This window comes from Streptomyces sp. NPDC085460 (assembly GCF_044541975.1).
Lineage (GTDB): Bacteria > Actinomycetota > Actinomycetes > Streptomycetales > Streptomycetaceae > Streptomyces.
Genome location: NZ_JBITTO010000003.1, coordinates 601,993 through 625,442, shown reverse-complemented (window position 1 = coordinate 625,442; position 23,450 = coordinate 601,993). Strand labels below are relative to the sequence as shown.

Below are 23,450 nucleotides of genomic sequence, written 5' to 3'. Positions count from 1 at the left end.
GCCGAGAGGAGCCAGTTGAACTCGTCGCGCAACAGAGCCAACTCCCGGAAAGGGCAAACCCAGCAGGCCGAGGACGCGGTCACTCGTGCCCTGACCAAGGCGCCCACCAACCAGCGACGACTTACAGACGGCCGCGACACGAGGACCGTCCTCCTCGGCATGATCCGCGAGTGGGAGGAGATTCGAGGCGGCACATTCGAGTGCAGGCTGGTCGGCAGTCGTTGGGCTCATCTGTCCGACGACTCCCTGGCGATCGGCGACTACCGCCCGCTCGGTCTCAGCACCGACATGTGCGCCGTGAGCGACCATTCCACGGCACGCACCTTCGGATCTGGATACCGGGACTTCATCGTCGGGAACGCCGCGCCCGTGTCCTACTGGAGCGCGCTCACGACACTCGACGACATGGTTCCCGTCATGCTCGCTGTCCTCGACCGCGAGCTCACCGGCGGCATAGCGTGCCTCGACTGGTACCTGCAGACCTCATGCTCGGCCAGGCTCTGCCGAGAGCATCCTGCCGAGGACGGCATGGCCTTCTGCGGCTCGTTGAGCTGCGCAGGAGCATCACCGGGGACGCCCTGCGACTGCTCTTGTGGGGGCGCGAACCACGGAATGGGCGAGGAAATCTTCCAGGCTCTGCGTCCCAAGGTGCCAGACTGGTCAACAGCACCGGCGCCGCTGTGGCACCCAGGCGCCGGCAGTGTGGAAGTCGATCGCGAACACCGCCGGATCGTGGGGCGAGACCCCTTCAGCAGGCACGGCGCTCGCGTACGGCCGGCCTCGATGGCGTGGACCTCAAGGACGAAACATGGCGCATGAACTGATCGCCATCTGCGACGAATGCAAGCAAGCCGTCGCCGACGGTGAGGGAAGCCTCTGGGTCGACATGGCGGAGGTTGACCAGCACACGATCAACGTCCGTGCATGGAAGCAGCTGGAGGCTGAGCCAGCGACAGACAGGCTGCAGACCTACTCCTTTTCAAGCCTCCTCTCATACCCAGAACCAGCTCCCTGGCGTGTTCATCACGCTGCCTGCGACCCGGACCCGAACGCCAACGCGTACGCAATCGAGGTCCACCGCTGCCGCAGCTGGGCAGACCTCGTCGTCTGGACCTCGCACCTGATGGGCAAGGCGTGGCTCGCGCACACGGACTGGAGCAAGGTGCTTGAGGGCGCCGGTGAGTCTCTCGGCAAGCGAATCGTGCCGACCGTACCCCCAACGTTGCACCGCTAGAGCCGCCCGGGTGGTCTCACTTCTGGCCTCAGCTGCACCCGTCCGCCCCGGCTGCTGGCTTGTCCACACTCCGCTCCACCGAGGAACCCGAATGACGCAGAGCACACCCGTCCCGGTCGGTCACTTCCGCACAGGACGTTTGGCCGAGGGCCGCCCTCATGCTCTGGACGCCTGGCGTGTCACGACCGACGACGCAGAGGTGGCCGCCCGCGTCGCCAGCCTTCTGGGCGGCCAGCCTCAACCGAACGAGGGGGGAGGAGAACTTGCCCACGAAGTCCTGACAAAGGTTGAGACGGTACGCGTACTCATGGATGGGCCTGACGCAGTGGCGGCTCACATGATCCTGTGGGGGAGTAAGGGGATCCTCCACCAATGTGATGGCTTGGAGTTCCTGTCGCCAGAAGAGAAGAAGGGCCAGCCATGCGGCTGCCCTCCACGATTCGAGGACCGAAGGCTGGCCGCGAAGGAGGGCCGCGGCCCGATGCCCTCCATCAACCTCACCTTCCGGATCGCGGCAGAACCCGGGCTCGGCGAGTTCCGCTTCATGACCAGCTCGTGGCAGATGGCCGCGCAGCTCTCCGACTTGACGGACGCGCTGGAGCAGGTCAACGGCCCGGCCATCTGCGACCTCACGCTGGAGCTCGTCGTCTACACCACCAAGACGGGTAGGGGTGTCTGCTATCGGAAGCCGGTAGTCAGAGTGCTCGGCAGCCGCGATACCGTGACGACCGAACCCCCGCCGCTGGCCGAACCCACACCCGCGCCGGCACCATCCCAACTCCGCCGCAAGGCCAGGCCGACCCCTGAACCCACCATCCCGTCCGCAATGGAGTCGAGCCACTCGGTAAGCGTGAGCGCCGCTCTGCTCCGCCAGGCCGCCGAGGTGCTCGGCACCGCAGGACACGAGGAAACCGTCATTGCCGCCCTGTCCGAGGTCGTGGCGGGACGGCAGCAGAGCGCAGAACTCGTCCGGCTGCGAGAGCAGGTCGGAAAGATCGCCGCCATCGCGGAGCAAGTACTTCAAGGCAGGGATTCGTCACTCACCTGATCGGCCTCGACTGTCTCGCAGTGATCACCGGCAGCTGGCGCAGGATGGTCTCAGTTCTGGTCTCGTTCGCCTCCGCCCGCGACCGTTCGGGCAGGTGTGAAGCAACCACTCCGCCGCAGGTCAGGACACGTACGACCCCCGCCGGACCCCCGTACGAACATTTGGAAAGCGTGTTGGGGGCAACCCCTCACGAGTTCGAATCTCGTATCCTCCGCCAGTGCCTCACCGGGCACGTTGTCGAAGGGCCCCACCGTTCGCGGTGGGGCCCTTCGACGTTTCCCTTACTCCGCGGTGCACGGCGTCGGTACATTGGCACGCCAACACCACGCGGAGGGGGACCCAGTGGTCGAGAAGATCGTCGGTGGGCTCATTCTTGCCCTGCTCACCTTTGTGGGCCGCACCCTCTGGCAGAACCGGCGGCACCTGAAGCTGCTGCTGGTCCTTCTCACACCGTGGCGCCGCACCCGGGTGTCGGTGGCGGTGCTGCTGCGGGTGCACGAGGAGGACACCTTCGTCCTGTTCGCCACGCCCTCCCGCCCCGGCGCCTTCGGTCCGCCGGGTGGAGTGGTGAAGTACCGCGAGACGGCCCGGTCCGCTCTGGAGCGGCTCGGTTTTGAACCCGAGCAGCGCGGCCGTGCGGTGATGCGGCTGGACCTGCGGGGGTTCCTCCCCGGCAGCCGGGTCCTCGCGTTCGCGCGCTGGCTGCACCGCGGGGACGGCCGGGAGCCGGCGACCGAGTGCCTGCGGCGCGAGCTCGTCGAGGAGCTGGGCGAGGTCGGGCACGAGGAGCTGGTGGACCTCGCCAAGGCCGTGGCGTTCCAGCACGTCCGGCGCGTCATCGACGGCCCCATGAAGGTGGCCGGGGAGACGTACCGGCAGCTTCGCTTCCTCGACGTGTACGACCTGCTGACGGACCGGCCCGAGGCCGAGGAACTGCGTTCCGCACTGATCGCCCTCGCGAAGGAGCAAACGGAGACCGAGGTCGTCTGCGCCAACCGCAGGGAGATCACGCTCGGCCGGGCCGGCGTCCACGTGGTGCTTCCGCAGTCCGCCTTCCTGGTCGGCGACCGGCGCCACCGCGAGGATCTCCACCCCGCGGGCTGACCGTTCCGACGTTTTCGTCCGAATCCATGGCGGCGGCCCGACGACTCTGCTGGGATATGGCGACCAGGGCGTGAGTCGCATCGACAAGCCCTGTTCAACCAGCACTTGAGGGGGCTCAGTGACCGGTGGCGTGACCCAGGACATCCTCAGGCATTCGGCGGACTTACTCGAACGGGCGCTGGACGAAGCGCTCCACGCGGATCCCTCACGGGAGGTGCGCCTGCGCAAGGCGCGCGAGGGTCTGCTCAGGACCCGGGAGCAACTCGACAGCGGCTACCGGTACACCCCCGGGTACCGCATCGCGAACGGCGCGTCGACCGTCGCCGATTACTACATGCAAACGAACACCGAACGGGCGCGCGAACTGCTGGAACTCGCCGTCCTCCTCCTGGAGTCCGAGCGGAACGACGACGGCAGGTACACGCCGACGATCGAGTACTGCCGGGAGCGGCTGGGCCGGCTCGGCCCGGCGCCCGCCGCCGCGGAGCGTACGGGACCCGCGCCAGGGCCCGTACCGGGACCCGTACCGCCCCCTGCCGGCCTGATTCCTCAGCAGACCACGAACACGGGCGCGGGTGCAGGAGCAGGTACGGACACGAGCGCGGGCACGGGTATCGCGGAGGGCGGGCCCGCCGTGGCGGTCACCGCCGCCGTGGCCGCGGTCGCCCCGGCGCCGGAGGGCGGCGTCGTCACCGCGGCGGCGGACGCCGTGGCCGGTGGCGGAGCCGTCACCGCCGCGGCGGACGCCGTGGCCGGAGCCGGGGTCGCGGTGACGGTGGCCGCCGGAGGCGAGACGACCACCGTCGGCTTCGGCGCCTCCCGCTTCTCCTCGCAGATGAGCCCGACCCGGGACTGGGACACGCTGCTCGGCGACTGGCGGTCCGGCCCGCCCGACGACGACACCGTCCGGCGCCTGGTGGCGGAACTGGGCGCGCGCATCACCGAACTGTTCGGCAAGCACGCCCCCGTATCGTCCGAGTCGCTCCTCCCCGTCCTCGACGAGGACCTGCAGGAGCTCCCCGCTCTCCTCGCCCTCGTGTCCGTGCCCGGCGACGACGCCCAGGCGCTGCACCAGCGGGCCAAGGACGCGCGCAGCACCTGCCGTTCGGAGATGATCTCGTACGCCAAGGGCGACACGGTGGTCGACGTCCGGATACTGCGCCGGCACTGGCTGGCCAGCGCGCTCTGGAACTACGCCGTCGAAGGCCACTGGCACTCCAGCAGCTACCAGACCCTCGCCGACATCCTCGGGTACCTCCAGCTCATCCAGATCTCCTACCGGTACCACGAGGCCAAGCGCGAACAGCTGCTCGACGTCACCGAGACGGCGGTCCTGCTGGCGCTCGGCGAGCTGCGCGACCCCGAGCTCAACCGCGTGCAGTACGTGTACAGCTGGCTGCGGCACGCCATCGGTATCCACCTCCTCGTCGGCGGCCCCGACCCGACGGCGCCCAAGGAGCTGCGGTTCAACGAGCTGATCCAGGACTCCAGGTTCTCCGACCGGCACATCTACGCCGAGTACTGGGCGGTCCGGGTCCTCAACCGCTGGACCGAGGAGAACCGGCACCGCAGCAGCGTCGCCCTCACCCTGCTCAAACTGTCCGGCTGGAAGGTCGACCGGCTGGACCGCCTGCTCGACCTCCTCTACTCCTCCACCGGCTACTACGCCGACACCGGGACCCCGGAGGAACAGCAGGCGGCGCACACCTTCTGGCGCAAGGCCGGCCGGGACATGCTGGCCACGATCCGGATGGTGCGGGTCGCGAGGAACCCCTGGGAGTCCGGCTCCGCCACGGCCACCGGCTTCCTGTCCATGGGCGACCAGGACGCGTCCGTACAGGTCTCGAACCGGCTGCTCCAGGGCATCGCCGCCGAACTGGCACCCGGTCCGCAGGGAACCATGGTGCAGGGCGCGCTGTTCGCCGGACGACCCGTGCCGACCTTCCTCGCCCTCGACAGCTTCGGCCCGGTCGGCGTGCTCAAGATCGACGAAGTGGCCAAGGTCCGCCGGGAGAAGGAGAACTTCGACCGGTTCGCGGAGGCGTACCTGCGCCCGGTGTACCGGGCCAGCAAGTGCGTCGTGGGCAGCACCACCATCGCCAACAGCAGCAACGGCGACCTCTACCAGGGCATCTTCACCTCGTACGTCTTCCGGCACCGCGACGAGCCGAAGACGCTGCGGGACTGGGTGCGCACCGCGAACCCCGACGCGCTCCAGCCGGTCATCGAGGAAGTCTTCATGGACGCGCTCGGCCCGTGGCTGAGCCAGGCCCAGCGGACCATCGGCGACCTGCGGGGCGAGTACCCGGCCCTGCGTCCCGTCGCCTTCGAGCTCACCAGCTACGCGCCGGGCAAGAACGTGGAATCCGAGCTGGAACACTTCCGGCTGCCCGAGGTCGCGGAGACCTTCGGCATCGACGGCGGACTGCCCTGGCAGCACCGCACGCTGGAGTACCTCCTGGGCAACTCCGCGCTCGGCTCCAGCCCCTTCGCCGCCGACCCCGCCTACAAGTCCGTCACGAACCCGCTGTGGCTGGTCGCCCACATGGCGGAGACAGGGAAGCGGGACCCCGGCACCGAGGACCTCTTCGAACGGCTCCTGTACGACCGCCAGTACGGCGTCACCACCGCCTCCTACCTGACCTGCATCTGCCACGGCGACCTCCACGGCGAGAACGTGCTGGCCAGCGGGCCGGACGGCGGGCGCCCCGACCTCTACGTCATCGACTTCGAGACCACCCACCAAGGGCACATCTGCAAGGACTTCGCCCGCCTCGAATCGGCCCTGTGGTCCCGCACGTTCTCCTGGAACCAGCGGCAACTCCAGCAGGTGCGCTCCTGGTTCGTCGGCTCCCTGCGCGGCACGAGCATGTGGGAGCCGGACATCCCCGAGGACACGGACCCCGACGTGCGGCGGGTGCTGCTCTGCATCGCGAAGCTGCGCGCCATCCTCAAGGGCTGTGAGCAGAAGAACTGGCCATTCGGCGAGGCCGAGTACCAGTGGGCCCTGCTGGCGTCCCTGCTCCCCTTCGCCCGCTATCGCGACCACGAGGCCCAGGTCAACCGCCACTTGCCCTTCCTGCTGGCGGCTGACGTCGCCGACGTGCTGGTGGAGCACGCGGAGGGGGCGACCTCCGGGACCTAGCGGACGGGCGGAGTGCGTGTCGGGCACCCTCGCATGAGCCCGCCCCTCGTCTCTCCCCCGCCGGCCACGCGGGCAGGCCCGTTGGTCGGCGGGGGGCGTCTGCCTGGGGGGCCGGTTGACGGGGGAGGAGGGCCGGTTGACGGGGGTGCCGGCCCGGACCGCAGCACGCGGCCGCACGCAGTCGCACGCGGCCGCACCGATGATCACTCCTCCGCACCCGCCCCTCGCGAGGGGTTCCGCGCGTTGACCCCGTCTGACCTGCGGTTTTGCACCGTCACAGGCGGGAAACCGCCATGAAAGAGATGCTTTTTCGACGTTCCGTTCACCGGATCGGGCGTGAACGGGACGGAGGCACGTTCCTGCGCCCCTCGCTCCGTAGCGAAGCCGATACGTTCTGTGACGACCAGTCGGCTCACCAAGCGATCAGGGGCAACTCATGGGGAAGTTGAGGAAGTCGGTAACCGCGGCGGTCGTCGCGGGGCTGTTCTTCGGCGGGGCGGGGGTGGCGGTGGCGGACTCCTGGAAGAAGTTGGAGATGCGGTCTTCGGGCGTCTTCTTCAAGGGGTCCTACAAGTGGGAGCCCAGGTCCGTGCATCGCGGAGGGTTCCACATCGACGGAGACCTGTACGACGTCGACCCCGATGACGGGCACAACGTCTATCTCCGCGCGAGGGTGGAAGCCTACGGCTGGACTCGGGTGAAGGGCGTCCAGAAGAAGACGGTTCACGTGAACCACGTCTTCTTCGACGGCGCCGTGCACGAAACCGGTGACGCCTGGATCCAGGCGTGCCGGGACCGTGGCTCGCTGCGGCCGGACAACTGCTCGAAGGTTCGAGAGTTCCACCGCTGACCTTGACCGTCCAGGGGAGCCGCGTCCAGCGGCTCCCCTTTTTCAGAGGGCCCGGCATCATGGACGTCATTCTCCGCGCCGAGGGCGTGGACTTCTTCTACGGCGAGCAACAGGTGGTCGACAACGTCGACTTCGTCCTCGCGCGCGGCGAGGTGGCCGCCATCATGGGGAGCAGTGGCTCCGGAAAGACCTCGCTTCTGTACTGCCTCGCCGGTGTGCTTCCGCCCGCGAGCGGTGCGGTGACCTTCGACGGGGTCGAGCTGTCGTCCCTACACGACGCCGATCTGAGTGCCTTACGCCGGGAACGGATCGGCTTCGTCTTCCAGTACGGGGAGCTGCTCGACGAGCTGACCGTCGAGGAGAACGCTGCGCTGCCCCTGCGGCTGGCGGGGGTCACGAAGGACCGCGCCCATGCCGCGGCCGCGCGCGTTCTCGGCCGGCTGGGTCTGGGGGACCTGCTCCGTCGCAGGGCGTCGAAGCTGTCGGGCGGACAGCGCCAGCGGATCGCCGTCGCACGAGCACTCGTGCACCAGCCCGACGTCGTCTTCGCGGACGAGCCGACCGGGGCTCTCGACAGTGCCAACGCCTCCGCGGTGCTGGAAGAGTTTCTGCGGCTCGCCAAGGACCAGGACACCGCGGTCGTCATCGTCACGCACGACGCCGATGTGGCCGCTCGTGCCGACACCCAGTACGCGATGGTGGACGGTGTTCTCACCCAGCGGGTGACCGTGTGAATCCGTTCCTCCTCGGAATGCGCCTGCTGTGGGGCAGCGGGCGCAGAGGACGGCTGCGCTTCCTGCTGATGACGCTCGGCTCCGGGCTGGGTGTGGCCTGCCTCGCAGCGGTTCTGACCATTCCCACGATCCTCGCGGCGCACGACGCTCGCAGCGCGGCGCGGCAGCCCGTTCCCGCGGAGCACGGCAACGTCTCGTACCAGAAGTTTCTCGATCCGTACGGCTCCAGGCCGCTGCGCCGGATCTTCCTCGCCCGCACTGGGCCGGGTTCCGTTCCGCACCCCCCAGGGCTCACCAGCCTGCCCGGTCCGGGGGAGGTTGTCGTCTCGCCGGCGCTGCGCGAAGTCCTCGCGGCGCATCCCGGGGTCTCGGGGCTCGTTCCCGGCCGGGTGACCGACACCATCGGCTCCGAGGGTCTCGGCGGTCCGGACGAGCTGTACGCGTACGTCGGCACCACTCCGGACAAGCTGACCGACGCCCACATGCTCGAAGGCTTCGGGGGTGGACGTCTCCACGACGAGGTCATCGACCCGGAGACGCTGGACATCCTCCGTTTCACGCTCGCGTGCATCGTCCTCCTTCCGCTCGGAATCTTCCTGTCCGTCTGCGCACGCCTCTCCGGGGAGTCCCGGGCCCGGAGGCTGGCGGCGCTGCGGTTGGTAGGTCTCAGCATCAAAGACACCGTGCTGGTCAACGCGGGGGAGACCGTCGCGGCGGCGGGCCTCGGGGCGGTGCTCGGCCTGGTCGGGTACCTCGGCGTCAACGAGGTCATGGCGCGGATCGGGCTCCCGGGGTTGCGGTGGTACCCGGCGGACGGGCGGCCGGAGTGGTCGACCGTGGCGGTGTGCCTGGTCGGGTGTCCCGCGCTCGCCTGGGTCGTCGGACTGGTCAGCGCCCGGCGGGCAGCGCTCTCGCCGATCGCGGTGCGCCGGACGGCGGAACGCAGGCCGCCGCGGAAACTCGGGGCGCTGCTGCTGGTACCGGGGCTGGGCGTGATCAGCGGCTACTGCGTGATGAGCGTGCTGGGGCGGGACCCTTCCGGTGGATCCGCCAGTTCCACGCTCATCCCGTGCGCGGTACTGCTGACCGGCGCGGGGCTCGTCTTCGGGCTGCCGCCCGTCACCGGCTGGCTCGCGCGACGACTCGCGGGAGTCGGCACGTCGCTCGCTTTGACGCTGGCGATGCGGCGTGCCGAGGTCGATCCGGGCGCCTCGCTCCGGGTGGCCACCGGGCTCGTCCTCCTGGTCTTCGGAGCGTCGCTCACCCAGGGCGTTCTCATCGAGCTGGACCAGGTGAGCCGCCGTACGGCACCGGTGCAGGAGTACCAGGTCCCACTGGCCGGGCTCAGTCCCTCGCAGCAACAGAAACTGAAGCAACTGCCGGATGTCCGGGCCCACCTGAACTCGTACAGCTCATGGAGCCCACCCGGCGCCCCGTACAGCGCCGGACTCGACGTGGTCGTCGGCACCTGCGAGCAGGTCGCCGCGTTCGCGATCTCGGTACGGGGCTGTGTGGACGGCGAGGTCACGAGGCTGGATGACGGGCGCCCTCCCTCCGAGTCCGACCCGAAGCCGGGGGACAGCTTCCCGTTCGCACTGCGGGACGGACGGAAGTCCGTGTTCACCGTGCCCGAGGGCAGTGCGGAGATCGTCACGTATCAGCCTTCCGTCCTCCGGCCCCACATCTTGCTCGTGCCGCCCTCGATGGCGCCGGCCGGGCTTGCGGCGGGAGCCGGGAGTCTGACGCTCGTCTCGGGGGCCGATGCCGGAACCGTGCGGGCCGTTCTCGACGGAATCGGGGCTGTGGCGCCGACCGTGGAGGTGGACGCGGTGGGAATCGTCGTCGAAGCGCTGGCGCAGCTGACCGTCGTCCGGAGCCTGCTGGTCGTCGGGATGGTGCTCGGGCTCGTCGTGGGGGTGGCGGCGTTTGTGGTTTCTGTGGCCGATCGGGCGTTGGAGCGGCGGGGGCAGGTGGCTGCTCTGGCGTTGTTGGGGGCTCGGGGTGGGACCTTGCGGGGGGTGCAGGTCGTGCAGGTCGTGGTGCCGTTGGGGGTGGGGCTCGGTGGGGCCGTCGTGGCGGGGTGGCTGGCCGAGTCCAGTTATCTGATCACCGGGGGCGGGGCCGTGCACTGGGACTGGGAGGGGTTGCCGCTGCTGCTGGGGAGCGCGGTGGGGGTGCTCTGCGTCGCCGGTGTCGCTTCCGTACCGATGGTTCGGCGGCATGTGGATCCCGAGCACATCCGGCGCGATTAGTTTTGGCGGGTGCTGGAGTCTTAACCGGTGTTCTTACCCGTGTCTGTGGAGGTTGTCGTGTCCGGTTCTTCCAAGGGTCCCGCCAGCTACTTTCCGTCCATCGAGGAGAAGTACGGGCGGCCCGTGTCCGAGTGGTTCGAGGTCATCCGGGCCTCGCCGCTCACCAAGCACATGGAGCTCGTGAGCTGGCTGAAGGGCGAGTTCGGGCTCGGGCACGGGCACGCCAACGCGCTCGTGGCCGCCGTGAAGGCGGAGCAGCGGGGGTAGTGCGTCAGGCGAACTGGCCGGGGACGTAGTCGCCGGCCGGCTGCCCGCTCATGACGTTGAGGCGGTTGAAGGCGTTGATCAGGGCGATCAGGGAGATCAGGGCGGCGAGCTGCTCCTCGTCGTAGTGCTTCGCCGCGTTCTCCCAGGCCGCGTCCGTGATGCCGGTGTGGTGGTCGGCGAGGCGGGTGCCCTGTTCGGTCAGTTCGAGGGCCGCGCGCTCGGCCTCCGTGTAGACCTTGGCCTCGCGCCAGGCGGCGACCAGGTTGAGGCGGAGGGCGGTCTCGCCGGCCGCGGCGGCGTCCTTGGTGTGCATGTCGAGGCAGAAGCCGCAGCCGTTGATCTGGCTCGCGCGGATCTTCACCAGTTCCTGGGTGCTGTGCGGGAGCACGGCGTCCGGGATGCCGAAGCCGGCCGAGGCGAGGTGCTTGACGACCTTGGCGGCGATCGGGCTGGCGAAGAGGTTGAGGCGCGCGTTCATGGGGTTCCTCCGTGGTCGGGGTGAGGCGTTCTTCGGCTGTTCTCCGTGGGCTTTCATGGGGATGACGGAGCGGGTCGCTCGGGTGTGACAGGGGTGGGATCGAAGTGGGTGTGGGCTACGTCACTCGTGCGTTCGTGCGGGAGGGTGTGCGGCTGTCGCTGCGGGACTGGGGTGGGGATGGGGATGGAGCGGGTGTGTTGTTGTTGCACGGGCTCGCCGGGCACTGCGGGGAGTGGGACGGGCTCGCCGCGCGGCTGAGTGCCGACGGGTACCGGGTCGTCGCGCTGGACCAGCGGGGGCACGGGGCGAGCGAGCGGCGGCCCGCGGACGTCTCCCGCGCCGCGTACGTGGAGGACGCGCTGGGGGTCGTCGAGGAGTTCGGCGCCGGTGGGCGGCGTACTCCTGTCGTGCTCGTCGGGCAGTCGTACGGCGGACTGGCCGCGCTGCTCGCCGCCGCGCGTCGGCATCCCGGCGTCGCCGGTGCCGTCCTGGTCGAGGCGGGGCCCGACGGTTCGTCGCCCGAGGAGATGGCGCAGGTCACCGCGTGGCTGGAGGGGTGGCCGGTGCCGTTTCCCGGTCGGGAGGCGGCCGTCGCGTACTTCGGGGGCGGGGGTGTCGGGGAGGGGTGGGCCGGCGGGCTGGAGCGGCGGGACGGCGGGTGGTGGCCCCGGTTCGACGCCGACGTCCTCGCCGCGTCCCTCCGCGAGAACGCGGTCCGCGCGTGGTGGGAGGAGTGGGACGCCGTCGACGTGCCCGTGCTCGGCGTCCTCGGGGAGAAGGGGATCATCGGCGCGGAGCTGTGGGACCGGATGGCGCGGCGCCGGCCCGGACTGCGCGGGGTCTGTCTGCCGGGCGCCGGGCACGACGTCCATCTGGAGCGGCCGGAGGAGGTGTACGGGGCGGTGGCGGCGTTCCTGGGGGACGTCGTCGGCGGGGGTGACCGGTGACGCCGGCCGGTGGCGGCCTGGGTGGCTTCGCAACACCCGCCTGTGTCGACTCGTAACACCCGGGGGTTGCCTTGGAGTTGGCTCCAGGGCCTAGGGTGCGGCGCATGCGCTATCGGGTACTTGGTGGGACCGGGGTCGAGGTCAGTGCTTACTGCCTGGGGACCATGATGTTCGGGTCGGTCGGGAATCCCGACCATGGGGATGCCGTACGGATCATCCATTCCGCCCTCGACCGGGGGATCAACTTCGTCGACACGGCCGACATGTACTCGGCCGGCGAGTCCGAGGAGATCGTCGGGAAGGCGCTGCGCGATCCGCGGCGGCGGGACGAGACCGTGCTCGCGACCAAGGTGTACTTCCCCGTCGGCGGGGACGGGCCGGCGCGGGGCGGGCTGTCCCGGCGGTGGATCGTGCGGGCCGTGGAGGCCAGTCTGGCGCGGCTCGGGACGGATCGGATCGACCTGTATCAGGTGCACCGGCCCGATCACCGGACCGATGTCGAGGAGACCCTGGACGCGCTGGGCGACCTGGTCACGCAGGGGAAGATCCGGGCCTTCGGGTGCTCGACCTTCCCCGCGGAGCGGATCGTCGAGGCGCACGCGGTCGCCGAACGGCGGGGGCTGCGGCGGTTCCGGACCGAGCAGCCGCCGTACTCCCTGCTCGCGCGCGGGGTGGAGACCGCGGTGCTGCCGCTGGCGCAGCGGTACGGGATGGGCGTGCTGACCTGGGCGCCGCTCGCCTCCGGGTATCTCTCGGGGGCGTACCGGAAGGGCCGGGAGGTCGATCTCTCGCGCGGGCGGGCGGCGATCACCCCGCACCGCTTCGACCCCGCTCTCCCGGAGAACGTGGCGAAACTCGACGCCGTCGAGCGCCTGGCCCTCCTGGCCGAGGAGATCGGCTGCTCGCTGCCCGAGCTCGCGGTCGCGTTCGCCGCCGCGCACCCGGCCGTGACCTCGGTGATCCTCGGGCCGCGGACGATGGAGCAGCTCGACGGGCTGCTGAAGGGCGCGGCGCTCGTCCTCGACGACGACGTGCTCGACCGGATCGACGCGATCGTGCCGCCCGGGACCGACCTGTACCGGGCCGACGGTGTCTGGCGGCCCGCCTCGCTCACCGAACCGTCGCTGCGACGGCGGCCGTTGGGGGAGCGGGCCGCGGCCGACGCGTGAGCCGACTCGTGGTGCCCGCCGGGTCTAGTGGCGGTCCAGGCCCGGGACGCCCAGTTCCGAGAGGCCGTCGAGGAAGAGGTCCACGCCGACGGCGGCGAGCAGCAGGCCGAGGAGGCGGCCGAAGAGCTCGATGGTGGCGTGGTGGGCGCGGCGCAGCAGTGAGGCGAGGAAGAGGACGCAGACGAGGTCGAGGGCGATGACCGCCACGTACGCGCCGACCACGGTCGACCGCCAGCCGAAGCCGTCGCGGGCGGCCGCCTCGATGAGCACCGCGGTCATGGCGAGCGGGCTGACGACGTACGGCATCAGCAGCTCGCGGACGCCGCTGGCGGTGTCGGGGGCGTCCTGCTGGGGTCCGTCGGAGCCGAGGTGCAGGCCGAGGACGAGCCCGACGGCGTAGAGGAAGAAGATGACCCCGCCGGCGAGCTGGAGGGCGGGGGTGCTGATGTGGAAGACGTCGAGCAGCCACGGGGCCGTGCCGCCCGCGACGATGCCGACGGCGACCGCCGCGCCCGAGGAGATGAGGGCGATGGTGCGGAGCTGCCTGACCGGGTGGACCTGGGCGAGGCCGCCGAAGGCGAGGAGCACCTTCGGCGGTCCGACGACCGAGAAGAACGTGATGAACGCGGCGGAGAAGGTGAAGGGGTTCACAGCCGACATCATGGGGCGGTCGGGTGATTCGGGGCGGATTTCGGGATTCCGTCCGCGCGGTGTCGAGATCCGGGCGCCGGTTCCGACTCTCCTTCGGAGGGGCCGTGAAAGGGCCCGTGAAGAGGAAGAGTGGGAGGACACCCATGAAGTACCTGGTGATGGTGCAGGGCTCGCACGCCGACTACGAGGCGATGTCCGGGCGCGGCTCGGCGCAGAGCCCGGCCTGGGACAAGGAGTCCCTGACCGCGATGTTCGACTTCATGAACACGCTCAACAAGGAGCTGCTGGAGAGCGGCGAGATGCTCGACGGGCAGGGTCTGGCCGACCCGGGCGAGACCCGGCTGGTGTCGGTGGACGCGGAGGGCCGCCCGGTGGTCCGGGACGATCCGTACGCCGAGACCCAGGAGGTCCTGGCCGGCTACTGGGTGCTGGAGTGCGCGAGCCTGGAGCGGGTGACGGAGATCGCCGCGCGCGTGGCGCGCTGCCCGCAGCCGGCCGGGGCGCCGGAGTACCCGGTGGTGATCCGCCGGATCGACGAGGCGGGGCCGTCGCAGGACTGAGCGCCGGGGCCGTATCCGCGGCAGGTGTCATCCTTGGAAGTCGACGGGGCCCCCTGGCGGGGGTCGGACTGCCCCCTGGGGTATCTGCTGAGGAGTGGTTGTGGAACTCGATCTCGCGGGCGCGGAGCTCAAGTCCGTGCTGAACCGGCTGCGCCGGGCGCAGGGGCAGATCTCCGGCGTGATCCGGATGATCGAGGAGGGGCGGGACTGCGAGGAGGTCGTGACCCAGCTGGCCGCCGCCTCTCGGGCGCTGGACCGGGCCGGGTTCGCGATCATCGCGACGGGGCTCCAGCAGTGCCTGACGGAGATGGAGAACGGGAAGCGGGACGGCGAGGACCCGGAGCAGATGCGGGCCCGGCTGGAGAAGCTGTTCCTGTCGCTGGCCTGATCGGGATTCCGGTCGTCGTACGGACGAAGCGCCCCCGGCCTCGGAGCCGGGGGCGCTTCGGTGTGTCCGGGGCGGGGCGGGTCAGTCGACGGCGAGGCCGTTCAGGCGCTTGGCGATCGTGGTGAGGCGGGCGCCCTGGTAGCGGGCGGCGGCCAGGACCTCCTCGGCGGGGGCGCCGTTGGAGCCGGGGTGGGCGGTGCCGTAGGGGTTGCCTCCGGCCGCGTAGACGGCGGGGTCGGTGAAGCCGGGGGAGACGATGACCGAGCCCCAGTGGTGGAAGGTGTTGTAGAGGGCGAGCAGCGTGGACTCGTTGCCGCCGTGCAGGTTGTGGGCGCTGGTGAAGGCGGTGGCGGGCTTGTCCGCCAGGACGCCGCGCTGCCACAGGCCGCCGGTGGTGTCGACGAACTGCTTGAGCTGGGCCGCCACGTTGCCGAAGCGGGTCGGCGAGCCGAGGGCGTAGGCGTCCGCCCACTCCAGGTCGTCGAGCGTGGCGACCTCGACGTCGGTGGTGGCGTCGACATGGGCGCGCCAGGCCGGGTTGGCGTCGATCGCGGCGTCCGGGGCCAGCTCGGGCACGCGGCGGAAGCGGACCTCGGCGCCGGCCTTCTCCGCGCCCTCGGCGACGGCCTGGGCGAGCTGGTGCACGGCACCGGTGGACGAGTAGTAGACGACGGCGACCTTCACGGACATGACGGGCTCCTCGTGGGACACGCAACGACGGACAACGGCTGCGATGACGGCAACAACAACGCAACGACAACGACGCTCAAACGGATTGGTTTCCGGTTAGCTGTTCCGAGATTAAGCGGATAGCAATCCGGATTGCAAGAGCGGCAGGTATGCTCGAAGGACGGGACACCGACGACGGGGGCGCGACGAAGGGCAGGGACGGGCCGATGAGCACGAGAACACCGGGCACACCGGGGACCGACGAGGGCTCCGCGCCGCTGCTCACCGTGCTGCCGGTCACCCCCCACACCGGCCCCGGGGCCGCGCCCGGCCCCGCCCCGGAGCGCGCCGACGCCGCCCGCAACCGGCGCCGGATCCTCGACGCCGCCGCCCGGATCGTCGCCGAGAAGGGCCCCGACGCGGTCACCATGAACCAGGTCGCCCACGCCAGCGGCATCGGCGTCGGCACCGTCTACCGCCGCTTCGGCGACGTCTCCCAGCTGCTGTGGGCGCTCCTCGACGACCGCGAGCGCCAGTTCCAGGAGGCGTACATGAGCGGCCCGCCGCCGCTCGGCCCCGGCGCCCCCGCCGACGAACGGCTGGACGCCTTCCTCGACGCGCTCGTCGACCGGGTCGCCGAGCAGCGCGCGATCCTGCTCGCCGCGCACTCCGCCGCACCTCGCGCCCGCTACCACAGCGGCGCCTACCAGGTCATGCACACGCACGCGGCGATGCTGGTCTCCCGGCTCCGGCCCGGCGCCGACTCCGCCCTCCTCGCCCACCTCCTGCTCGCGCCGTTCTCGCCGGACCTGATGCACCACCTCTCGGTCGAGCAGGCGCTCCCCGCCGAGCGGGTCAAGGCGGGCGTACGCGAGCTGCTCGCGCTCCGGCCGCGGTCATGACCCACCCGGCAGCGCGTACGTGCCGCCGGCCGTCCGCCCTGTGAAACGCCCTGGACCGCGTCTCCATCCGCGCCCCACGATCGGGCCATGACCGCACCGAAGACCTTCCTGATCCTCCACGGCTTCCAGAACCACCGGCCCGTCGGCCACTGGCAGCACTGGCTCGCCGGCGAGCTGCGCGCCCGCGGCCACGAGGTCCGCTACCCGCAGCTGCCCGCGCCGGACGCGCCCGTCCTCGACGACTGGCTGGCGGCCCTGGAGGAGCACGGGAAGCGGCCGGCCGAGGGCGAGTTCGTCGTCGTCGCGCACAGCCTCTCCGTACTGCTCTGGCTGCGGGCGGGCACCCGCCGGCCGGAGGCCGACCGGGTGCTGCTCGTCGCCCCGCCCTCCCCCGCCGTCACCGCCTCCATCCCCGAGATCGCCGCCTTCGCCGACGGCCTCGACCTCGCCGAGGAGGGCGTCCGCGCGCGGCTCGTGCACGGCGACGGCGACCCGTACTGCCCCGACGGCGCCGCCCACGTCTACGGCACCCCGCTCGGCCTCGACACCGACCTCGTCCCCGGCGGCGGCCACCTCACCCCGGACAGCGGCCTCGGCCCGTGGCCCGCCCTGCTCCGCTGGTGCGAAAACCCGGAGACCCGGATCACCGGTACCGAGTAGCGTCGGCCGGATGCGCCCTGTGACCTCTCCGTACGCGACCGGCCTGCTCGACGTCGGCGACGGCAACCGCATCCACTACCAGGTCCACGGGAACCCGGCGGGCAAGCCCGCGCTCGTCGTGCACGGCGGGCCGGGCTCCGGGTCCTCCCCGACCGCGCCCCGGATCTTCGACCCGGAGAAGTACCGGATCGTCCAGTTCGACCAGCGCGGCTGCGGACGCTCCCTCCCGCACGCGAGCGACCCCGCCGCCGACCTCTCCGTGAACACCACCGCCCACCTCGTCGCCGACATGGAGCGGCTCCGCGTCCACCTGGGCATCGACCGCTGGCTGCTGTACGGCGGCTCCTGGGGCTCGACGCTGATCCTGGCGTACGCGGAGACGCACCCGGAGCGCGTGAGCGAGATCGTCATCGCCTCCGTCACCACCACCCGCCGCTCCGAGACGGCCTGGCTGTACGAGGGCGCCGGCCGCTTCTTCCCCGAGGCGCACGAGCGGTTCCGGGCCGGGGTGGACCACGCGGAGGACCTGGTGGGGGCGTACGCGGCCCGGATGAACCACCCCGACCGGGCCGTCCGGGAGCGGGCGGCGGCCGACTGGTGCGCCTGGGAGGACGCCGTCCTGTCGCTGGAGGGCATGGGGACCCCGTACACCGACCGCGTCGACGACACCCGGCTCGCCTTCGTCCGGATCTGCGCGCACTACTTCGCCCACGGCGCCTTCCTGGAGGAGGGCGCCCTGATCAGGGACGCGCACCGGCTCGCCGGCATCCCCGGCGTGCTGGTCCACGGGCGGCTCGACATGGCCGGGCCGCCCGGCACCGCCTGGGAGCTCTCCCGGGCCTGGCCCGACGCGGAGCTGCACGTGGTGGAGCGGGCCGGGCACCTCGGCGGCGACGAGACCCGGCGGCTGCTCACCACCGCCCTGGAACGCTTCGCGGACACCTGAGCGGGGCCCTGAGCGGGCGGGTATGAGCCCTCAGCCGGGCACCTGAACCGGGCGGGCCTGCGCCCTCGCCCCAGGGCCTGAGCAGCGTCTTCTCCCGAGGACGGCGGAATCCACCGGGCGCCGCCGTCCACCCGGCGGGATCATCGGAACATGAGCCCCGAGATCCACCTCGCCCAGCAGCCCGAGGCCGACGCGCTCCTCGGCCGCTCCCCGCTCGCCGCGCTGGTCGGCATGCTCCTCGACCAGCAGGTCCCGATGGAATGGGCCTTCTCCGGCCCGTACACCGTCGCCGTCCGCCTCGGCCGGGACGACCTGGACGCGCACGAGATCGCCGCGGCGGACCCCGACGCGTTCGCCGCGCTGCTCTCGGAGAAACCGGCCGTGCACCGCTACCCCGGCTCCATGGCCCAGCGGATCCAGCAGCTGTGCCGGTACCTGGTGGAGGAGTACGACGGCGACGCCGAGGCCGTCTGGCGGACCGCCGCCACCGGCAAGGAGCTGCTCGCCCGGCTCCAGGACCTGCCCGGTTTCGGGAAGCAGAAGGCGCAGATCTTCCTCGCGCTGCTCGGCAAGCAGTACGGCGTCCGGCCCGAGGGCTGGCGGGAGGCGGCGGGACCGTACGGCGAGGAGGGCGCCCACCGCTCGGCCGCCGACATCACCGGGCCGGAATCGCTCGCCCTGGTCCGCGCCCACAAGCAGGAGATGAAAGCCGCCGCCAAAGCGGCGAAAGCCGCCAAGGGGAAATAGCGGGGACAAGCCCACCAAGGGCAGTGAATCGTCCGGGAATTGAGAATTCCAGATGTCAATCCTGTTCAAGGTGACATGAATTGCGCCGAACGTGTTCACAGAAAGCCCTCCCGGTGGCTAACTTCCCCTCAACCTCGTCCCCATCGGGAAGGACTTCTGTGAACGCATCGCAGCGTCGCGCCGCGGCCATCCTCGCCGCCGCCGCCCTCGCCACCCCCCTGGTCCTCGCATCGCCGGCCACCGCCGTCAAGGACCCCGCCGCCGCGCCCGCCCGGGACGCCGCGAAGCTGGCGAAGAAGCTGGTCCGGGAGACCACCGGCCAGGACGCCTTCAAGCACCTGCAGAAGTTCCAGGCGATAGCCGACTCGGCCGGCGGCCACCGCGCGGCCGGCTCGCTCGGCCACGACGCCTCGGCCGCGTACGTGTACACGCAGCTCAAGAAGGCCGGCTACCTCGTCTCGTACGAGAAGTTCGACTTCGTCTACACCGAGACCCTCGCCGAGAAGGCGTCCGTCCTCGGCGACGCCCCCCGCGCACTCGACATCCGCGCGATGACCTACACCAAGTCGACCCCGGTCGGCGGCATCACCGCCGGCCTGGCGGCCGTCCCGGTCGACGCCGACGGCACCAGCGGCTGTGAGCCGGGCGACTTCGCCTCCGGCACCTTCACGGGCAAGATCGCCCTGATCAAGCGCGGCGGCTGCGCCTTCGCCATCAAGCAGGAGAACGCCGCCGCGGCCGGCGCCGCCGGCGCGATCGTCTACAACAACACCGAAGGCGTCCTCTCCGGCACGCTCGGCGCCGCCGACGCCGGCAAGATCCCGACCGCCGGCCTCTCCCAGGCCGAGGGCGAGCGGCTCGCCGCCGACCTCGCCAAGGGCGCGGTGAACCTCTCCTTCGAGGTCCGCCAGCTCAACCAGAACCGCTCCACCAACAACGTCATCGCGGAGACCAAGGGCGGCAACGCCGCCAACACCGTGATGCTCGGCTCGCACCTCGACTCCGTCACCGCCGGCCCCGGCATCAACGACAACGGCTCCGGCTCCGCCGGTCTCCTCCAGGCCGCCCTGGAGCTCGCCAAGTCGAAGGACAAGGTCCGCAACAAGGTCCGCTTCGCCTGGTGGTCCGCGGAGGAGAACGGCCTCCTCGGCTCCGAGCACTACGTCGCCAACCTGACGGAGCTCGACAAGAAGGAGATCAAGCTCTACCTCAACTTCGACATGATCGCCTCGCCGAACTACGGCCTGTTCGTGTACGACGGCGACAACTCCGACGGCGTCGGCGCGGGCGCGGGCCCGGAGGGCTCCGCGCAGCTGGAGCGCGACATCAACGACTTCATGGACAAGCGGGGCCTCCCGCACGAGGGCACCGACTTCACCGGCCGCTCCGACTACGGCCCGTTCATCGAGGTCGGCATCCCGTCCGGCGGCACCTTCACCGGCGCCGAGGGCATCAAGACCGCCGCGCAGGCCGAGAAGTTCGGCGGCGAGGCCGGGGTCGCGTACGACGTGAACTACCACGCCAAGGGCGACGACATCAAGAACGTCAACATGACGGCCTTTGACGCCAACATCGACGTCATCGCGAACGCCGTGGGCACCTACGCCCACGACATCTCCTCGCTGCGCAAGCCGGTCGTCTCGGTCCCGACCACCGGCGACGAGGGCAGCGGCGGCGGCCTGCACGACGACCACCACGAGGTCACCGAGTAACCGGCGGGTCTCACCTCCGGCGGCGGGCCGTCCCGAAGATCGAGCGGCTGATCTCCCGGCCCAGCTGGGTGCCGATCGACCGGGCCAGGGACTTGAACATCCCGCTGCCCACGACCTGTTCGACGAGCGAGGGCTCCTCCTGAGGGGCCCTCGCCCGCGTCGTACCGGCCGCTTTCGCCGCGGCCTTCTCCTCCGCGGCCCGCGCCTTCTCCGCCGCGGCCCGTGCCTCCTCCGCCGTACGCGCCTCCTCGTCCGCCGACAGGCGCTCGTACGCCGACTCCCGGTCCACCGCCTGCGCGTACCGCCCGTACAGCGGCGAGCCCTTCACCGCCGCCTCCAGCGCGGCCGCGTCGACCGGCCCCATCAGCGACTCCGGGGCCCGCAGCCGGGTCGCCGCCACCGGGGTCGGCGCGCCCCTCTCGCTCAGTACGGTGACCACCGCCTCGCCCGTACCGAGCGAGGTCAGCACCTCCTCCAGGTCGTACGCCGACTCCGGGAAGGTCCGCACGGTCGCCTTCAGGGCCTTGGCGTCGTCCGGGGTGAAGGCGCGCAGCGCGTGCTGCACCCGGTTGCCGAGCTGGGCGAGGACGTCCGCCGGCACGTCCTTCGGGGTCTGGGTCACGAAGAAGACGCCGACCCCCTTGGACCGGATCAGCCGGACCGTCTGCGTGATCGACTCCAGGAACGCCTTCGACGCGTCCTTGAAGAGGAGGTGCGCCTCGTCGAAGAAGAAGACCAGCTTCGGCTTCTCCAGGTCGCCGACCTCGGGCAGGTCGTTGAAGAGGTCCGCGAGCAGCCACATGAGGAAGGTCGAGAAGAGCTGCGGCTGCTCCTGTACGGACGGCAGCTCCAGGACCGAGACGATCCCCCGGCCGTCCGGGGCCGTCCGCAGGAACTCCGAGGTGTCGAACTCCGGCTCCCCGAAGAACCCGGCGGCGCCCTGCTGCTCGAAGGCGGTCAGGGCGCGCAGGATCACCCCGGCGGTCACCGTCGACAGCCCGCCGATCCCCTTCAGCTCGGGCTTGCCGACGTCCGAGACGAGGAACGCGACGACCGCCCGCAGGTCCTTCAGGTCCACCAGCTCCAGGCCCTTGGCGTCGGCGTAGTGGAAGATCAGGCCGAGGGACTGCTCCTGGGTCCGGTTCAGCTGGAGCACCTTGGAGAGCAGCACCGGGCCGAAGCTGGTGACCGTGGCGCGGACGGGGATGCCGGGGCCGATGCCGCCGAGGCCGTAGAACTCGCAGGGGAAGCCGGTGGGGGCCCACTCCTGGCCGACCTGCGCGGCCCGTTCCCTGACCTTCTCGCCGTCCTCGCCGGGGGCGGAGACGCCGGAGACGTCGCCCTTGACGTCGGCGAGGAAGACCGGGACGCCCTGGGCGGAGAGCTGTTCGGCGATCAGCTGGAGGGTCTTGGTCTTGCCGGTGCCGGTGGCTCCGGCGACGAGGCCGTGCCGGTTGAGGACGGGGAGCGGGATGCGTACCGACGCGTCCGGGTGACAGACGCCGTCCCACAGCACGGCCCCCAGATCGAGTGCGGCCCCCTCGAACGCGTACCCGGCGGCGATCTCCACGACGGGCCCGGGGCGGCCGGCGGACGTGGGGGCGGGGGCGGTGGGGGCGGTCGCGGCGGGGGTTCCGTCGGCCGGGGGTACGGCGGGGGCCGGGGGTACGGCGGAGGCCGGCGCGGGCTCCGGGGCGGCGGGTTCGGCGGCGGGTTCGGCGGTGGGCGCGGGCGGTGGTCCCGGGGTGGCGGGCGGCGGGGTGGCGGCCGTGCCGGGCGGCTCCGGGGTCGTCGGCGGCTGCTCCGTCTCGCTCATGGCGGCACCCCAATGTCTGTGATGTCACGGTTCGCACCAGCATCCCACCGGTTCCGCGTGGCTGCGCCGGGAGCCGCTCGCCCGGTAGGCTTTCCGTGTGATCTTCAAGCGCATCGGAAACGGCAGGCCGTATCCCGACCACGGCCGGGAAAGCACCCGGCAGTGGGCGGACGTCGCCCCGCGCCCGGTCCGCCTCGACCAGCTCGTCACCACCAAGGGACAGCTGGACCTGGAGACCCTGCTCGCCGAGGACTCCACCTTCTACGGCGACCTCTTCGCGCACGTCGTGAAGTGGCAGGGCGACCTCTACCTCGAGGACGGACTCCACCGCGCCGTCCGCGCGGCCCTCCAGCAGCGTCAGGTGCTCCACGCCCGCGTGCTCGAACTGGACTGACCCGGGGCCCCGCCGGACGGCACCCCGCGCTGATCCTTTCGGGCGCAGTTCACGCCCATCCGGCCGCGATCACATGATCATCAAGTAGGCATCGCGCACAGGCGGCATTACGCTGCGCCCATGAGCATGCTCACTCCCCCCGGCATGGGCGGAAAGTACCGCATCACGGGGGATGTCTACCCGCGCATGCGCCGCCCCCACCGCCGGCGCAGGATCGTCCTGGCCTCCGCCGCCGCCGTGGTCGTGCTCGGCGCGGCCGGCTGGGGCACGCTCCAGCTCGTCGACGTCTTCTCCGGCGACGAGACCCGGAAGACCGCCGCCGGGAAGCAGGCGGACTGCAAGCCCGCCCCCGCCCCGAGCGCCGAGGCCGCCGCCAAGCTGCCCAAGCCGGCCCAGGTCACGGTGAACGTCTACAACGCGACCCCGCGCAGCGGACTCGCCAAGGCGACCGCCGACGAGCTGAAGAAGCGCGGCTTCGCCATCGGCAAGATCGGCAACGCGCCCGCCGCCTACGACAAGAAGGTCAAGGGGGCCGGGCTGCTGCTCGGCGCCCCCACCGCCGCCAAGGGCGCCTTCGCCGTCCTCGGCACCCAGCTCGCGGGCACCACGACGAAGGTCGACACCCGCACCACGGCGGATGTCGACCTCATCATCGGTACGGCCTTCAAGGCCCTGTCGCCCAAGGCGACGGCGGACGCGGCCCTCGTGGCCCTGAACAAGCCCAAGCCCGCGCCGACCCGCTGCTGAGCGGAGCCACTGCTCGGCGGCGCCCCCCAG

At 71.1% G+C, this 23,450-nt stretch carries 24 protein-coding genes; 20 read left to right on the top strand and 4 right to left on the bottom strand.

Annotation, left to right across the window (positions count from 1 at the left end; genetic code table 11):
* Positions 1–15: 15 nt before the first annotated feature.
* The 9 genes from ACIGHB_RS10745 (at position 16) to ACIGHB_RS10705 (ending at position 10,634) form a co-directional block, all read left to right on the top strand.
* The gene (locus ACIGHB_RS10745) at positions 16–819 is read left to right on the top strand and encodes a hypothetical protein (protein WP_399911492.1); all 804 of its coding nucleotides are present in this window, start codon (positions 16–18) and stop codon (positions 817–819) included.
* Positions 809–1,234: a hypothetical protein gene (locus ACIGHB_RS10740; RefSeq protein ID WP_399911490.1), complete on the top strand. Its 426-nt coding sequence runs from the start codon at positions 809–811 to the stop codon at positions 1,232–1,234. Before ACIGHB_RS10745 ends, ACIGHB_RS10740 begins: the two co-directional genes overlap by 11 nt.
* Before the next feature lie 91 nt (positions 1,235–1,325).
* Complete coding sequence (locus ACIGHB_RS10735) at positions 1,326–2,282, top strand: hypothetical protein (RefSeq protein WP_399911487.1); 957 nt, start codon at positions 1,326–1,328, stop codon at positions 2,280–2,282.
* 342 nt (positions 2,283–2,624) lie between these two features.
* A complete protein-coding gene (locus ACIGHB_RS10730; protein ID WP_360315767.1) occupies positions 2,625–3,386 on the top strand; it encodes a hypothetical protein in 762 nt (253 codons plus the stop codon).
* Positions 3,387–3,516: 130 nt separating this feature from the next.
* Positions 3,517–6,531 carry a phosphotransferase gene (locus tag ACIGHB_RS10725; RefSeq protein WP_399911482.1) on the top strand — a complete coding sequence of 1,005 codons (3,015 nt, stop codon included), beginning with the start codon at positions 3,517–3,519 and terminating at the stop codon, positions 6,529–6,531.
* A gap of 436 nt (positions 6,532–6,967) precedes the next feature.
* Positions 6,968–7,381 (top strand): hypothetical protein, encoded by a 414-nt coding sequence (locus ACIGHB_RS10720; protein ID WP_388875052.1) that lies wholly within the window; start codon positions 6,968–6,970, stop codon positions 7,379–7,381.
* Between the two features lie 59 nt (positions 7,382–7,440).
* Positions 7,441–8,115, top strand: a complete 675-nt coding sequence (locus ACIGHB_RS10715; protein ID WP_399911478.1) for an ABC transporter ATP-binding protein — start codon at positions 7,441–7,443, stop codon at positions 8,113–8,115.
* A complete protein-coding gene (locus ACIGHB_RS10710; protein ID WP_399911475.1) occupies positions 8,112–10,367 on the top strand; it encodes an ABC transporter permease in 2,256 nt (751 codons plus the stop codon). Before ACIGHB_RS10715 ends, ACIGHB_RS10710 begins: the two co-directional genes overlap by 4 nt.
* Before the next feature lie 57 nt (positions 10,368–10,424).
* Positions 10,425–10,634 (top strand): DUF4287 domain-containing protein, encoded by a 210-nt coding sequence (locus ACIGHB_RS10705; protein ID WP_360315776.1) that lies wholly within the window; start codon positions 10,425–10,427, stop codon positions 10,632–10,634.
* A 4-nt stretch (positions 10,635–10,638) separates the two neighbouring features.
* On the opposite strand, the gene ACIGHB_RS10700 is transcribed toward ACIGHB_RS10705, so the two are convergent.
* Positions 10,639–11,112 carry a carboxymuconolactone decarboxylase family protein gene (locus ACIGHB_RS10700; protein ID WP_399911471.1) on the bottom strand — a complete coding sequence of 158 codons (474 nt, stop codon included), beginning with the start codon at positions 11,110–11,112 and terminating at the stop codon, positions 10,639–10,641.
* 194 nt (positions 11,113–11,306) lie between these two features.
* Here ACIGHB_RS10700 and ACIGHB_RS10695 point away from each other — a divergent pair, with 194 nt between their 5' ends.
* Positions 11,307–12,059, top strand: a complete 753-nt coding sequence (locus ACIGHB_RS10695; RefSeq protein WP_399911468.1) for an alpha/beta fold hydrolase — start codon at positions 11,307–11,309, stop codon at positions 12,057–12,059.
* A 104-nt stretch (positions 12,060–12,163) separates the two neighbouring features.
* Positions 12,164–13,228 (top strand): aldo/keto reductase, encoded by a 1,065-nt coding sequence (locus ACIGHB_RS10690; protein WP_399911466.1) that lies wholly within the window; start codon positions 12,164–12,166, stop codon positions 13,226–13,228.
* 24 nt (positions 13,229–13,252) lie between these two features.
* Here ACIGHB_RS10690 and ACIGHB_RS10685 read toward each other — a convergent pair whose 3' ends face one another.
* Positions 13,253–13,888, bottom strand: coding sequence for a MarC family protein (locus ACIGHB_RS10685; RefSeq protein ID WP_360315852.1), 636 nt, complete (start codon positions 13,886–13,888; stop codon positions 13,253–13,255).
* A gap of 134 nt (positions 13,889–14,022) precedes the next feature.
* Between ACIGHB_RS10685 and ACIGHB_RS10680 the strand changes: the two genes are divergently transcribed.
* Both ACIGHB_RS10680 and ACIGHB_RS10675 read left to right on the top strand, forming a co-directional pair.
* Positions 14,023–14,439 carry a YciI family protein gene (locus ACIGHB_RS10680; RefSeq protein ID WP_399911463.1) on the top strand — a complete coding sequence of 139 codons (417 nt, stop codon included), beginning with the start codon at positions 14,023–14,025 and terminating at the stop codon, positions 14,437–14,439.
* Positions 14,440–14,539: 100 nt separating this feature from the next.
* Complete coding sequence (locus ACIGHB_RS10675) at positions 14,540–14,827, top strand: metal-sensitive transcriptional regulator (protein WP_360315784.1); 288 nt, start codon at positions 14,540–14,542, stop codon at positions 14,825–14,827.
* An 81-nt stretch (positions 14,828–14,908) separates the two neighbouring features.
* On the opposite strand, the gene wrbA is transcribed toward ACIGHB_RS10675, so the two are convergent.
* On the bottom strand, positions 14,909–15,517 hold the full coding sequence (wrbA, locus tag ACIGHB_RS10670; RefSeq protein ID WP_399911460.1) for an NAD(P)H:quinone oxidoreductase: 609 nt from the start codon (positions 15,515–15,517) through the stop codon (positions 14,909–14,911).
* A 206-nt stretch (positions 15,518–15,723) separates the two neighbouring features.
* On the opposite strand from wrbA, the gene ACIGHB_RS10665 reads away from it, so the two are divergent.
* The 5 genes from ACIGHB_RS10665 (at position 15,724) to ACIGHB_RS10645 (ending at position 20,463) form a co-directional block, all read left to right on the top strand.
* Positions 15,724–16,398, top strand: a complete 675-nt coding sequence (locus ACIGHB_RS10665) for a TetR/AcrR family transcriptional regulator (protein ID WP_360315788.1) — start codon at positions 15,724–15,726, stop codon at positions 16,396–16,398.
* A gap of 87 nt (positions 16,399–16,485) precedes the next feature.
* Positions 16,486–17,058 carry an RBBP9/YdeN family alpha/beta hydrolase gene (locus ACIGHB_RS10660; protein ID WP_399911457.1) on the top strand — a complete coding sequence of 191 codons (573 nt, stop codon included), beginning with the start codon at positions 16,486–16,488 and terminating at the stop codon, positions 17,056–17,058.
* Positions 17,059–17,068: 10 nt separating this feature from the next.
* Positions 17,069–18,004, top strand: a complete 936-nt coding sequence (gene pip / locus ACIGHB_RS10655; RefSeq protein WP_399911455.1) for a prolyl aminopeptidase — start codon at positions 17,069–17,071, stop codon at positions 18,002–18,004.
* 150 nt (positions 18,005–18,154) lie between these two features.
* Entirely contained in the window at positions 18,155–18,751 is a 597-nt protein-coding gene (locus ACIGHB_RS10650; protein WP_399911452.1) for an HhH-GPD-type base excision DNA repair protein, read from the top strand.
* Between the two features lie 158 nt (positions 18,752–18,909).
* Entirely contained in the window at positions 18,910–20,463 is a 1,554-nt protein-coding gene (locus tag ACIGHB_RS10645) for a M28 family metallopeptidase (RefSeq protein ID WP_399911449.1), read from the top strand.
* Positions 20,464–20,473: 10 nt separating this feature from the next.
* Here the strand turns inward: ACIGHB_RS10645 and ACIGHB_RS10640 are convergent, their stop codons facing one another.
* Positions 20,474–22,279: a helicase HerA-like domain-containing protein gene (locus tag ACIGHB_RS10640; RefSeq protein WP_399911446.1), complete on the bottom strand. Its 1,806-nt coding sequence runs from the start codon at positions 22,277–22,279 to the stop codon at positions 20,474–20,476.
* 97 nt (positions 22,280–22,376) lie between these two features.
* On the opposite strand from ACIGHB_RS10640, the gene ACIGHB_RS10635 reads away from it, so the two are divergent.
* Together ACIGHB_RS10635 and ACIGHB_RS10630 are read left to right on the top strand one after the other, a co-directional pair.
* Complete coding sequence (locus tag ACIGHB_RS10635) at positions 22,377–22,673, top strand: type II toxin-antitoxin system VapB family antitoxin (RefSeq protein WP_003999914.1); 297 nt, start codon at positions 22,377–22,379, stop codon at positions 22,671–22,673.
* A gap of 120 nt (positions 22,674–22,793) precedes the next feature.
* Positions 22,794–23,420: a LytR C-terminal domain-containing protein gene (locus tag ACIGHB_RS10630; RefSeq protein ID WP_399911443.1), complete on the top strand. Its 627-nt coding sequence runs from the start codon at positions 22,794–22,796 to the stop codon at positions 23,418–23,420.
* The last annotated feature ends 30 nt before the right edge of the window (positions 23,421–23,450 follow it).

Coding starts and splice junctions, on each gene's coding strand:
- ACIGHB_RS10665 (WP_360315788.1), top strand. CDS start 15,724: ATGAGCACGAGAACACCGGGCACACCGGGGACCGACGAGGGCTCCGCG.
- ACIGHB_RS10720 (WP_388875052.1), top strand. CDS start 6,968: ATGGGGAAGTTGAGGAAGTCGGTAACCGCGGCGGTCGTCGCGGGGCTG.
- ACIGHB_RS10630 (WP_399911443.1), top strand. CDS start 22,794: ATGAGCATGCTCACTCCCCCCGGCATGGGCGGAAAGTACCGCATCACG.
- ACIGHB_RS10700 (WP_399911471.1), bottom strand. CDS start 11,112: ATGAACGCGCGCCTCAACCTCTTCGCCAGCCCGATCGCCGCCAAGGTC.
- ACIGHB_RS10740 (WP_399911490.1), top strand. CDS start 809: ATGGCGCATGAACTGATCGCCATCTGCGACGAATGCAAGCAAGCCGTC.
- ACIGHB_RS10650 (WP_399911452.1), top strand. CDS start 18,155: ATGAGCCCCGAGATCCACCTCGCCCAGCAGCCCGAGGCCGACGCGCTC.
- ACIGHB_RS10715 (WP_399911478.1), top strand. CDS start 7,441: ATGGACGTCATTCTCCGCGCCGAGGGCGTGGACTTCTTCTACGGCGAG.
- ACIGHB_RS10690 (WP_399911466.1), top strand. CDS start 12,164: ATGCGCTATCGGGTACTTGGTGGGACCGGGGTCGAGGTCAGTGCTTAC.
- ACIGHB_RS10735 (WP_399911487.1), top strand. CDS start 1,326: ATGACGCAGAGCACACCCGTCCCGGTCGGTCACTTCCGCACAGGACGT.
- ACIGHB_RS10660 (WP_399911457.1), top strand. CDS start 16,486: ATGACCGCACCGAAGACCTTCCTGATCCTCCACGGCTTCCAGAACCAC.
- ACIGHB_RS10685 (WP_360315852.1), bottom strand. CDS start 13,888: ATGTCGGCTGTGAACCCCTTCACCTTCTCCGCCGCGTTCATCACGTTC.
- ACIGHB_RS10680 (WP_399911463.1), top strand. CDS start 14,023: ATGAAGTACCTGGTGATGGTGCAGGGCTCGCACGCCGACTACGAGGCG.
- wrbA (WP_399911460.1), bottom strand. CDS start 15,517: ATGTCCGTGAAGGTCGCCGTCGTCTACTACTCGTCCACCGGTGCCGTG.
- ACIGHB_RS10640 (WP_399911446.1), bottom strand. CDS start 22,279: ATGAGCGAGACGGAGCAGCCGCCGACGACCCCGGAGCCGCCCGGCACG.
- pip (WP_399911455.1), top strand. CDS start 17,069: ATGCGCCCTGTGACCTCTCCGTACGCGACCGGCCTGCTCGACGTCGGC.